This window comes from Candidatus Magasanikbacteria bacterium (assembly GCA_021648085.1).
In the GTDB taxonomy this organism is placed as follows: domain Bacteria; phylum Patescibacteriota; class Patescibacteriia; order Magasanikbacterales; family UBA922; genus JAKITS01.
The window spans coordinates 120,427-133,891 of sequence record JAKITS010000001.1 but is presented as its reverse complement, the minus strand read 5'-3'; the positions used below and the strand labels follow the sequence as shown (position 1 = coordinate 133,891).

Here is a 13,465-nt window from a genome sequence, read left to right as displayed (position 1 = left end):
AATATTTTAGCTATTCTTTTGAGCAACAATTCTTATAAAAAAGAAATCTTCATTCTCTAAAGGAGCAAATCCAGTCTTTTCTTCTGCTGATATAATTCTTAATTTTATACTTTCCAACTTTTTACAAATATTATTAATATTAAGAAACCTTCTAAAATGACCATTATAAATAAATGCATTTATCTCGCCAATAACAGGTTTACCAACTTTAAACAATCCATTTTTCTCCCCCCTCACTTCAATAAATATTTTTCCATCTTTATTTAAACACGAATTTACAAATAAAAATAAGTTATTTTCTTCTTTTTCTGTAATTGAATGTAATGTAAAACGAGAATAAATATTATCAAATGTTCCAAATTTATTTAATTTGGTAAAATCACCGGCTTTAAAAATTAAATTTTTATACTTATTACTATTTAATTCTGAAATTTTATTTTTACACTGATCAACAGCAAGCACATTTATATTATTAGAAGCAAAAAAAATAGCATCTCTTCCATTACCACAACCTAATTCTATTAAAGATGCGTTATCCTTTATATGCTTATTTAATACAAACTTAGCAAACAAAGAAGGCTTTTTAATTATACTTCCATTTTTGTATATATTTTCCCAATATTTTGTGTCCATAAAATTTTTTTATTTAACTTAAAAACTTGTAAATTTTTTAAGATTATTTTTAAATAGAATTAATGCTATAAAAGGACCCAATGAATAAGAAATAAAGGTAGCCCACGCAGCCCCCAATAAACCAAAATACGGAATAAATATAAAATTAAGACTTATATTCAAAATCATCAAAACTAAATATATATAAAAAATTGTACTCAACCTATTTCCAATTAGAAGGTGTTGCTGTATCCCCCACAAAACAAACAGTCCTACACCCGACCAAACATATATTTTTAAAATTCCTACAGCTTCTTGATAAGCATTGCCAAATAATAAATTTATTATAAACGATGCAAAAAATGTTAAAGGTATTGCAATTAAAATGGCTGACACTGCTAATAATATGTATAATTTTTTTAGGCGGTTATAATACTGTACTTTATTATTTTTGTATGCGTTAACTATTGCTGGAAACAAAGAACTACATATAATACCTGGAACAAAGTACCAGATTTCTACCAACCTTACTGCAGATGCATATAAACCGACAGAAGACTCATCCAAAAAATTCCTTACCATAACCTGATCAACTCTTGTAAAAATATAACTAGCGGCAGCGGCCAACATTAACATCCAACCACTGGATAAAAGTTTTTTTGCATATTGCATGTCGAATTTCCAATCTACAAAAAAATGACCACTTTTTCTATAAATAACAACACTTAAAATTACATTAATTAAAGATTCAAAAATAAATATTAATATCAACCAAATTAAGTTTAAACCAAAAATAATAAATAAAACTTTTAGTATTAATGACGCAAACATACCAATCATAGATATTTTTACATTTTTTTCTGCTTGAACAGTAGATTGAAAAAATATAGAAATAATTCCAAACGCCCCCCAAAGAAAATTGGATGCATACAAAATTATAAGTATACGGTTAAAAATAGATTGTTCGAATATAACTACAGAAATAACAACAAGCACAAAAGCTAATAGTCCACCCAAAGTTTGTATTATGAAACTAGTGCCCATTAATTTATTTCTTTTTTCAGGATATTTAACTAAATCACGAGATAATATATTACTAATACCAAGTGTAGTAATAAAAGTAAAAAGACCAACAAAAGCAAAACTATAATTTAAAATTCCATAATTTTTTGGGCCAAGATATCTAGCAATCCAAGCACCCATAAAAAATGCTATTCCCATACGAAACATCTGTCCAAAAAACATCCAACTTGTATTTTTAAAATATTTCTTGAAACCAACATGTTCCAAAACCCATTTCCATTTTTCTGGAACAATATTATTTAATTTTAAAAATAAAATATCAATCATAAACTACCACTCTTTAGTTTTATTCCTAACTTTTGTCTTAACCTTCTGATAAACTACTGTTGCTTTTTCATCTACATCAGGAGACAAAACCCTTAAAATTTCATGCCCCAAAATTCTATATTGACCGCCTATTTTATTTGCCTTAAGCAAACCATTTTTCAAAAGTCTTTTTACAGTACTCTTACTAATCTTAAGGAGTTTTTCCGTTTCTGAGGTTGTATAAACTTCATTAGGATTTATTTCAGGCATAGAGATGGTTTATAAAGTTCTTAAAGTTGAAAGTTTACAAAGTTTTAGGAAGTTGTTATTTAAACACGAGATCCTTCGGCTATCGCTCAGGATGACGTGATAAAAAGGTAATATTGTCCCGAGATCCTTCGGCTATCGCTCAGGATGACGTTTTTTTATTCCATGTCATATTGCGCGGAACGGAGTAGAGTCGGAAATTAAAGCTCACGTCATATTGAGCGGAGTGAAACGGAGTCGAAATATCCCAGTGCAGTATCACTATTTATAATTTATAATACTTTCACGAGATCCTTCGGCTATCGCTCAGGATGACGTGAGAGAGGGGTGATACTTTCACGAGATCCTTCGGCTATCGCTCAGGATGACGTGATAAAAAAGGTGATATTGTTTCGAGATCCTTCGGCTGTTACTCAATATGGCGTACTCTGTGTTTAGTATAACAACAAGTATCAGAAGGTGTCAACAAGTGTCAGTAAGGTTCTATAAAAAATTATCCGCGGATATGCAGAAATAAGAAGTCAGCTTAGTTTAGCTTAACTTTTTTATTTTTATATTAGTAATTTTTATTTTCTATCTTCCAAATACCATTTATGTAAATTCCCAATTCCTTCTCTTAATGAAACTTTATGTTTCCATCCGAGTGAGTGAAGTTTACTAACATCCAAAAGTTTTTTAGGTGTTCCATCTGGTTTTGACAAGTCATTTTTAATTTCCCCACCAAAACCAACAATTTCACAAATTAATTTTAATAAATCTTTTATTTTTATATCCTCACCCATTCCCAAATTTAACAATTCATTTTCAACACCACTTTCCATCAAGAAAACACAAGCTTCACCGACATCATCTATATATAAAAACTCTCTCATCGGCTCTCCAGTACCCCACATTGTAATTTCTTTATCGCCGTGCTCTTTTGCTTCTACAACCTTACGAAGTAGCGAAGGAAGGACATGAGAGGTGTTCAAATCAAAGTTATCTCCAGGACCAAACAAATTACACGGCATAACAGCAATATACTTCAAACCATACTGCTCATAATAAGATTTACACATTTGAATTCCTGCAATCTTTGCAACCGCGTAAGCATTGTTAGTTTCTTCAAGTTTACCAGTCATTAAATATTCTTCTTTTATAGGTTGCTCCGCAAATTTTGGATAAATACAACTACTTCCTAAAAACAGTATTTTTTTTACCCCATTTAAATGTGAACTGTGGATTATATTCATTTCTATCGACATATTGTCATAGAAAAAATCTGCTTTATTTTCTTGGTTTGCCAATATTCCACCAACTTTTGCCGCAGCCATAAAAACATACTCTGGCTTTTCTTTTTGAAAAAAACTTTCCACTGCCTTTTTATCTCTTAAATCTAATTCTGAGCTAGTACTAAAAATAAGATTATTATAACCTTTTGATTTTAAATTTCTTACAATTGCAGAGCCTACCATTCCTTTATGTCCTGCGATATAAATTTTTGAAGATTTTTCCATAAAATTAGGGATTTGGGGAAGTTTATAAAGTTGTTCTCGGCTTGACTAAGAATCCAGGAACTTTAAATAATTAAACGTTGATTAGAACTGTCATCCTAAATGGAACGAAACACACACGTCATATTGAGCGAAGTGAAACGGAGTCAAAATATCTCGAACAATATCACCAGAACTATGAATATTTAAAGTTATAGTGATTTTAACCCGAGATCCATTCGACTTCATTTCGCTCAGGATGACGTGGTTTTTGTAGGTCATCCCGAACGGAACGAATAAGTAAGGGAGTGACTTTTAACTTTATAAACTTTTTACTTTCTTATTTTATAAACCACTCTCAAGCCTCTCCTCAACCATTATTTTTATCAAATCATCAAATTTCACTTCTGGCTCCCAACCCAACTCTTTTTTTGCCTTACTAGAATCACCCAAAAGCAAGTCTACTTCTGCTGGTCTGAAATACTTTTCATCTATTTCAATTATAGTTTTACCTGTTTTTTTATCTATACCTATTTCTTGCAAACCTTCACCTCTCCACTCAATTTCCATATTCAACAACTGTGCTGTTTTTTCAGCAAACTCTCTTACACTATGTGTTTCGCCAGTTGCTATCACATAATCATTCGGTTTTTCTTGTTGCAACATCATCCACATTGCACGAACATAATCCTTTGAATATCCCCAATCTCTTTTTGCATTTAAATTTCCCAAATACAACTTATCCTGCTCTCCTTTTTTAATTGCAACTAAACCATCTACAATTTTCTTTGTCACAAAAGTTCCACCTCTTCTTGGAGATTCATGATTAAACAAAATACCATTACATGCAAAAATATCATAGCTTTCGCGATAATTTACAACCAACCAATGTGCATAAACTTTTGCACAACCATAAGGGCTTCTTGGATAAAAAGCTGTTTTTTCACTTTGTGGCACTTCTTTTACCTTTCCATACATTTCAGAAGATCCGGCCTGATAAAATTTAATATTTAAACCACTATTTTTAATAGCTTCAAGCAATCTCAATGTTCCTAACCCGTCTGCATCACCTGTATAAATTGGCAGATCAAAACTAACTCTTACATGACTTTGCGCTCCCAAATTATAAACTTCATCTGGTTTAACCTTGTTTAAAATCTTATTTATATTACTAGCATCCAACAAATCTCCATAATGTAAAAATAATTTTACACCTTTATCGTGTGGATCTTTATAAATATGGTTCAATCGTCCAGTATTAAAACTGCTCGACCTGCGAATAATTCCATGAACTTCATATCCTTTTTCCAAAAGAAATTCTGCCAAATAAGATCCGTCTTGTCCTGTAATTCCTGTAATCAATGCTTTTTTCATACTACTTATTCATTTTTATTAAAGTCAAAATCTGGGTAAAAACTATTTAAATACACCTCTGCATTTTCATTTAAGACTATTCCATTATCCAATGCATAATTTAAATGTTTCAAACCCTCTTCAAACTTACCCATTTCCTGCTCCAAAGCAATTAAACGAAGTAATCCTACTTCTATTTTAGGATTGTTCTCCAAACTATCGATTAAAACCTGTTCAGCCTCCTCATCTTTACCAAGAACAATTTTTATCTCTGCCAACACATATTGAACTTGTTGTCTTTTTGGAGATTTTGAAAGTGCATCCTCCAAAAGCAATTCCACATTTTCAAATGCTTGTTTATTTTCTGGATTCATATATTGTTTTGTCATGTTTGCCAACTGCAAATGAACCCGAATATCTAACGGATGTAATTCTAAGTTTTTTGACAATTCTTCGTATACCAAATTGTATAGTTCATTCACCTCTTCTTGCCTATTTGCTTTTATATATTCTCCTAGTTTGTCCACAACTGCTCTTGAAAAATCAGCTCTAATATCATCTATATGTGGTGATGGTATTTTAATTGCATTTTGATATTGCAATGCCGGATTATCCCCATTGTGAATTGATTTTATAGCTGTTAAAGTTGCCTTATTTGCTTTTGCAGGATTTATATTTGTTGCGTATAAGATAATAAATATAAAAGAAAATACTAATACTACCAATCCTACAGATATATCGTTATTTAATTTATTATTTTCAGCGACATTTTTATTTTCAGAATTAGCACTCAAAAGAGCCAAAAAGAAAAAGAAATATAAATATGAGGTTGGATTTTCAAATACAAACACATTATTGACCAAATGCCCTATTAAAAATGCAGTACCGACAGCAAAAAAATGTATATCTATATCACCTTTTTTATAAGCTCTAAAAAGTACAATAATTGATACAATGAACAAAGAAAGATAGGTTAAAATTCCAAAAGCTCCTTGAACTGCCAAAGTATTCATCAAAATATTGTGTGCATTATCAAACCAAGTTTCTCCAAAACCATAATCTAAGAAGTTTGGATTATAATACTTATTGAAAGCATAAAAATAATTATTTGGACCCCAGCCAAAAATAGGCTTATCTTTCCAACTTTCATAAGCTATACCCCAAGCCATTATTCTTGTGTCTGCTGTACCACCGGTTAAACTTACATTCATAAGCCTTCCAACTGCAGGTATATTTTTTACGAAATCTGTCTGTCTAAAGAAAAACAAACTAGATAAAACTAACACTCCAAAAATAACTAATGCTGAAAGTCTTAAACGAATTTTTTTGTGTTTTTTTAAAAAAAGTAAATAAACAAGAACCATAACAAACAAACCAACAGTAAGCCCTAAAAATGCACTTCTTGTACCACCCCAAAAAACACCGCCAAAACCAAACAACATTCCAACAATCGCAAAATATCTCCAAAAATTATTTGTCTTTTCTTTTATCATTAGCAAATAACCTATAAAAAATAAAAACATTCCATAAGCACTAAAATAAATAGCGTTTCCAAGAGTTGCAGAGACCCTACCGCTACCACCATTCAATAAAAAATTTACATTTAGATATTTTTGTATAAAACCTATAAACATTACCAACAATCCTGCACCCAAAAATAATCTTAAAAATAATTTCCAATCTAACCAATCTTTGAAAACAGAAGATATAATAAAATAATAAATAACATAATGCCCAACAGTAAACAACCCAAGCATTCTCTCGTGATTATCCCAAAAACTTTTATAAGGATCTACTCCCACAAAAGTAGAAATTGTAAAACTTAGAAAAAATAAAAATACTGCAATATTTATTGCTGTTAATTTTGGTTTATATCTATGCCAATTACTAAATAGTAAAGCCAAATAAGACCCAAACATCAACAACACAATACTTCTGAAAATAACAATCTTAGGTACTATAAAAGGAAAGATAAAGCTAGACGACATTAAAACTAATGGGACAAAAAAAGATAAAAGTATTAAAAGTTTTAAAAACTGCTCTATATTTTTTCTCATAAAAAATTTAATCAATCTACTAATAATTATTTTAAACATCGTAATTATAGTCTTTTTGTTCATTTTAAGCAAGGCAAACAAAAAACTCGCACGAATGCGAGTTTTTTGTTTCTATGTGTAAATTACACAATAGAATTCTAATTTAACATATTTTATATGAAAAACTAGCTATTCTTTGGAGCTGAGATTCTTGTACCATCAATACTTTCAGTATCTAAGTATAAGAAATCATAGTTATTAGCAATTGTATATGTTGTGTCATAACCATCGAACCAATCAATATTATTGTTTGCATCACCATCGCTACCCTTTAAGTCATCCAAACCAACTTGGATCCAGTTAGTTTCATTGGTTGTTGTACTTAAAGCTGTAATGTTTGCTTTTACAACAAAGTAAGCAGTTGCACCTTGATCAATCAAAGCATCGTTACCCAAAGTTGTTGTAGCAGCTGATAATGTCCAATCTCCACCAACATCACTTGCTCCACTTCCAGTAGAACTAGCTGTGGCAACAGTAAATGTTACTGCACCTGTCACACCATTGATACGCTCAATTGTACCAGTTGTAACAGCCACACCATTGAATTTAGAGATATCAAACAATAGACTATCTACTGCTAGCTTCAAACTATTACCATCTGTGTCAGTATTATTACTATCTGAAACAGTTACAGCTAGGATAGCAAGAGTAGTTACTCCTGTACCTGTGATACCTGTAGCGACAGATTCACCATCCATAGCAGTTACAAATTCTACTTTTGTAATCTTTGTACCAGCAACATAGTAATCTTTTGTCTCAGCTGTTCCGCCATCATCAGCAGCTTCATCGTAGAAACCATCCAAATCTAGGTCGAATACGATTTCACCTGCAGCAACTCCGTCAGAAGTTCCAGCTGTACTATCTAAATTACCATAAGTAAATGCCTCTCCAGAATCCACACCTTCAGCTGTCAAGTGTCCAGTAGTTGTTACGATCTTGTACTGGATAGCTTCGCCAGCAGCGTTCTGTGAATCTGATGTTTGTGTAGCACCATTACCCATTTCATTGGTATTTACATAAATCCACCAATCATGAGTTCCTTGAGGAATCACTTCATTAACACCATTAAAGAAAGCAATGTCGCTTGTATCAACTGTTGTACATCCTACAAGATTTGCTGAAACATTAGACTTCTCTTTGTACAAACACACTGACTCAACCTCATCTTCTGTTCCAGAATTAGAGTTAGTCAATTTAAGATCTTTCAACAAAACATCTTCATATTCTGCTCTTAATCTCAATTTACCAGCCCATAGATCTGTACCAGCAACAACTACACGATCTTTATTAATTCCAGCGTCGTTGTTACGCAATTGAACATAAAGATTTCCTTTTTCTTTCAAAGTAAGAGTGCGTGTTGTTTCAAGTTGATCGGTTGTTGAAATTGCTGTACCACTTGAATCTTGTACTGTAGCATCATCATTATCAGCATCTTTTGCTGTTATTACACTAAGTTGAGCATGAACTGTTCTGTTTGATGCATCAAGTGCTGAAGAAACGGTACCTTTTACTGAGAAAGTACGAGAAGTTCCAGGAACTACCAATACATCTATAGTATCAAAATCTACATATCCAGTTGTTAGACCAGAATTTGTAACATTTTGTTGAAATACACCATCCACATAAAGTGCTAAATCAGACCAGTTAGCCTTGTCCAAATTATCCTCAACAGTTGATGTATTACTTGCCGCACTATTTCCACCCTCAAACTTAAGCTGTGAAATTCTTACCTCTCCAGATGTAGCCTCAAGAGTACCGTTAAATATTTCAACAGCAGTGTCATTTATAACAGCTGTTCCAGTATTCATTGGTGAAGCTTTAATTGTCAATGTAGCTCCTTTTACAGTTACTGTTTTACCAGTAATAGAACCTACAGAGAAATTACTAACAGCATCTCCAGCAGGAACTGTTTCAGCAACCCAGTTTGTTGTATTAATTGTAGATGTTACTTTGTAAGTATCACCACTACCAATACCAGTTGGAAGATCTCCACGAACAGAGAATTCAAGAGTTTCCCCAGCGTTCAAATAAACCTCGTCTGAGAAAGTCCAAACCTCTCCATCCACATCTCCGTCTCCACCACCTGACATTACACCACTATAAGCAGCACCACCAACAGATACGATTTCGAAGTTATCAACATCTTTATTATTTGTAGCATCACCATCTCCGTCTGCTTCAAAAATACCAAAGATCATTGTTGTAATCTTCATATCTGTAGAGCCAGCACTCAAAGTAAGAGTACCAAATTCAACATCTGTTCTATCATCTGCAACATCTTTTAGAGTTGAAGTGAAAGAAATGTTAAGCTCTGCACCATCAATAGTAATAATAGCTCCTTCTGTAGCAGCATTAAAATTAGTTGAAGTTACAGTAAGACGAGTATTATATGTACTTCCAACGACCTTTAGATCACTAGTAGTATCCAATACAAACTCTGCAGTATTTCCATCACCATTTACAACATCTGCTTTCACAGTAAATGTTTCATTCTTATTCTTTAAAATAGAATAAGGTGTGTCCAAAACAAAAGTAATTTTATCACTTACCATTGATACAGGACCAGCTAAAACTGTTGTACCTTGATATAAGTAGAAATTCTTTAGATCTCCATCAGCAGCATTACTTGAAGCTGCTTTATTTTTCAATGTAATGGATTGAAATTCAGAATCTTCTACACTACCTATTGCAAGTTTAAATTTACTCACAATTACACCTGTTGTACCAATTTTCTTTGTGACAGCAGAAGCAGAATTTGTAATAGTAACAGTACCAACAGATACATTTACACCAGACATAGCATTACCATATACAGGAACTCCTGAAACAGTACCACTACCAAGTGTCATATCTACAACACCAAGTGCATTAAATGTTCCAGCAGTGTCTATTTTAGCCACAATTGTAAGCTCCTTAGATGTTCCAGCTGGAATTGTCCAACCACCAGACACATTATATGTCATAAATTCACCTGAAGAATCCCAAGTTGTCTTAGTACTTCCAAGTTTTGTAGAACCATCATATAATGTAACATTGGTAAAGTCACCTGTGGCACCAAGCCCAGAACGACCTACCTTTACTGCATTAATAATTGCATCTGCATCAGAACCAGCAGAAACCATTACTTTTGTAAATACAACATTGTCAGTGTTAATAATAACACTAGCAGAAACAGGAGTATCGGCAGATAAAGAAACTGTTAAGTCTCCTCCTGTTACAACTGTTCCACTTCCACCAGTAGTAGCACCCTGAGTTGGGTCTTCTACTACGCTAGAAGGAGTTACATTTGTAGTTGCCATTGCAGCTGCATCAAATACAGTTGCACTAACTTCTTGAACATCTCCACTAGTTGCGCCGCTCATTGCACCGTCAACCATATAAAGCATTCCATCTACCATTTGGTAAACAGTAGTTTCTCCTGTTTTCTTTACAAGCATTCCGTTGTGAAGAGCTGATTCTGTAATTTCTGAACCACTATTTGCATAGTTTGGCCAGAATACATCTGCTACATCACGAACTTTTGTTGCCCAGTCAGCTCCGTAAAGCTCTGAAGCAATAGCTGCGCTTGCGATCTTTGATTTTGTATTACCTGGCTCAACCACATATACGCTAGGTGAGATTTGAACCTTTACCAAGCGAGAACCTGGTCTATAGTTTACACCATAAGGTGCAGCTGTAGGTGCAGGATATGCGTCTACACAAGTATTAGGGATAACATTGATACCAGAATAATCTGCGTACCAAGTCTTGTATACTTCACCATTTGGGAAGTACATTCTTTCCATGTCTGAATTCAATAAGTACACTGCTGTGTTGTCTGCAACCTTGAAAAGGTCGCCAGCTGCCAATGTAGGACATGTAGCAGCAGAAACACCTGCAGGAACTAAAGCTGCAACTCCAATGCTCCAAGCAATTGTCATTACAGTTACAGACATACTAAAGGCTTTTTTTCCAACCTTTTTTAGTTTGTTTGTCATAAATAAATATTTTTTTGACCTATATTCTGACGCAATCTGTTTTTAAAAACAAACCGTCCAAAAGTATAAGCTGTTAATTCACAATTTTAGGTGTATAACTGGCTTGTGACCACCGACCTTTGTTTTACACCGCCCTTACTGTATGGCAGGCGGTTTTCCACTAGTGTTTACTAAACAAACACCACAAGCTATTTACAGCTTTTTCTAAAAACTATTTACAGTTTTTAGAAAGTGAAAAACCATTTGCCTACAGTAAGAACATTAATACGTTCTTTTATGTGCAGAAGCACACAATTATTTTGACTAGTAAAAATCAAAATAATTGTAGTCTTCTTCTGTGCTTTTCTCTAAATAACTTCTTCTTGTGTAATTTCTTCTGTGGTTGTACTTATTATAATGGTACTTGTGGTAGAATCTAAAACACCTTCTTTATCATTAGAATCTACACCTTCACTTATTTTTACCGCTTCGTCTACAACTGCACTTATCTCATCTTGTGTTATTACCACTTCTTTCATTTTTTCAAATGCACTCGCAACATCTTCGCTTTCTAGTAAGTCTCTTGTTTCTACAAGTGCTGTTTCTATTTGTTTTGTAATGTCTTCTACTTGCTGTTCTGCATCTTTTGCATTTTCTACTACTCCAAGATCTAAAGTGCTAGACACAATATGGTAATTATCAACAAGGACAGTACTACTTGAAGCAAAACTACTAGTACCTTGCACAGCATTTTTTACACCTTCAAAATCTTCTGCAACCTTGATTAACTGATTTTCAATATGAACCTTTACAACCTCTTTAAGCTCTGTTTTTACACCCTCTTCAATAGTATCTCCTGATATTTTTTCTACCAAAACCTCCATTGATTTTGCACCAACCTCTGCCACAACTTTACTTATTTCGTCCATTTGGTTTGAGGCAACCACTAGACTACTCTCTTCCAAATCTACCAAAATACCCTCTACAGCTTTATCTGTATTTTCTGCAATTTCAAGAACACCTTCTATGCCGTCTTTTGCAACATCTTCCAAAGTTTTTGATGCAGACTCAATTGATTTTTTAAGTGAATCTACAGCTGTTGTTATTGATTCTGCTCTGGCGCTAGTCTCTTCTTTTGATACTACCTCTTTTATTTCTACTGCTCTTTTGGATGCAAATTCCAGATAAAGCTCTACTTCTTTTTCCTTTGAACCACTTACAGAAGCCATTACTAATCTTGTTTTTTCACCAGCCAATTTTACACCCCACATTACATCTCCTGGTAAACTGTTTTGTGAAGCGCTTACTCCTACTATCCAACCGCCTACTACAATTACAAATGCCAACGAAGAAACAAGCACAGGCCTTGCGTACGATATAAATTCTTTGGGTACAAAAAGATCAATGAAACTATTCACCCTTCTTAATCCTACTTTTTTATCCACACCAAAAGAACTATTTGAGATTTTACTCAACAAAACTTTTTTAGATTGAACTACCCATTCCTGATCTGGAGATACTCGACCACTCCTATTCTTCAGTCCTCTTAATTTTGCTTTAAGTTCTTTGCTCATATATTTAACTAATGTGGCAATTTTTCTGCAAGCTGTTTAAGTTTTTTCAATGCTCTGTGCAATGTCACTCTTACTGCTGTCGGTCTTTTACCAAGAATATCTGATATTTCCTTTATAGAAAGCTCTTCGGTATAGCGAAGTAAAACAACCTCTTGATACTCTTGTTTCATTTTTCTCAACAATTTAAATGTGTGTGCAATATCTTGCTTTAATTCAATCTCTCTAAGATTATCTCTATTATTTGGGAACTCTTCCATTAGATAATTTGCACTCTCATTTATTCTAGATTTTTTTCTATAATGATCTACTATTGAGTTTCTAGCTATTCTGTAAACCAATCCGCTAAAACTTCTTATAACTTCTACATTCTTTTTTCTTTTTATAATATACTCCCAAGTTTTCAAAAAAACTTCGTTTGTTATGTCTTCTGCATCTTCTTTTGTTCTTACTTTCAAAAATATAAATCTATATATCTTTGCAACATATAAATCATAAAGTTTACCGTATGCAACCGGATCTGCTTTTGTGACAACTTTGTATAATAAAATTTTTTCTGTAATTTGCACTCTCATAAGAGAAGACGATTGAAATTCAAAAGTGTTACACTTTTAGTTATTTTACAAACTAATTTGATAAAACTTTTAATTTTTAAGTATAAAAAAATAATTTAATGTTGTCCAACCAAAAAATATTAGACCTCTTTGGTATATGGTGGAAAGTATAACACGGTGGTTTTAAATTCTCAAGGGTATTTTTTCTTTATGTGTTTTTATATTTTAGTGATACTGTTTCGAGATCCCTCAAGC

9 protein-coding genes are annotated in these 13,465 nt (G+C 33.0%); all 9 read right to left on the bottom strand.

Going from position 1 to position 13,465, the window contains the following annotated elements; translation table 11 throughout:
- Positions 1–6: 6 nt before the first annotated feature.
- Positions 7–633, bottom strand: a complete 627-nt coding sequence (locus L3J07_00585) for a class I SAM-dependent methyltransferase (GenBank protein ID MCF6276323.1) — start codon at positions 631–633, stop codon at positions 7–9.
- 18 nt (positions 634–651) lie between these two features.
- Positions 652–1,962, bottom strand: a complete 1,311-nt coding sequence (locus L3J07_00580) for a flippase (GenBank protein MCF6276322.1) — start codon at positions 1,960–1,962, stop codon at positions 652–654.
- A gap of 3 nt (positions 1,963–1,965) precedes the next feature.
- A complete protein-coding gene (locus L3J07_00575) occupies positions 1,966–2,211 on the bottom strand; it encodes a helix-turn-helix domain-containing protein (GenBank protein ID MCF6276321.1) in 246 nt (81 codons plus the stop codon).
- A 563-nt stretch (positions 2,212–2,774) separates the two neighbouring features.
- Positions 2,775–3,704: a GDP-L-fucose synthase gene (locus tag L3J07_00570; GenBank protein MCF6276320.1), complete on the bottom strand. Its 930-nt coding sequence runs from the start codon at positions 3,702–3,704 to the stop codon at positions 2,775–2,777.
- Between the two features lie 321 nt (positions 3,705–4,025).
- On the bottom strand, positions 4,026–5,054 hold the full coding sequence (gene gmd / locus L3J07_00565) for a GDP-mannose 4,6-dehydratase (GenBank protein MCF6276319.1): 1,029 nt from the start codon (positions 5,052–5,054) through the stop codon (positions 4,026–4,028).
- 5 nt (positions 5,055–5,059) lie between these two features.
- Positions 5,060–7,090: an O-antigen ligase family protein gene (locus tag L3J07_00560; protein ID MCF6276318.1), complete on the bottom strand. Its 2,031-nt coding sequence runs from the start codon at positions 7,088–7,090 to the stop codon at positions 5,060–5,062.
- A gap of 164 nt (positions 7,091–7,254) precedes the next feature.
- Positions 7,255–11,106: a hypothetical protein gene (locus L3J07_00555; GenBank protein MCF6276317.1), complete on the bottom strand. Its 3,852-nt coding sequence runs from the start codon at positions 11,104–11,106 to the stop codon at positions 7,255–7,257.
- 347 nt (positions 11,107–11,453) lie between these two features.
- A complete protein-coding gene (locus L3J07_00550) occupies positions 11,454–12,659 on the bottom strand; it encodes a DUF5667 domain-containing protein (protein MCF6276316.1) in 1,206 nt (401 codons plus the stop codon).
- Positions 12,660–12,667: 8 nt separating this feature from the next.
- Positions 12,668–13,231, bottom strand: a complete 564-nt coding sequence (locus L3J07_00545; GenBank protein ID MCF6276315.1) for an RNA polymerase sigma factor — start codon at positions 13,229–13,231, stop codon at positions 12,668–12,670.
- Between the last annotated feature and the right edge of the window lie 234 nt (positions 13,232–13,465).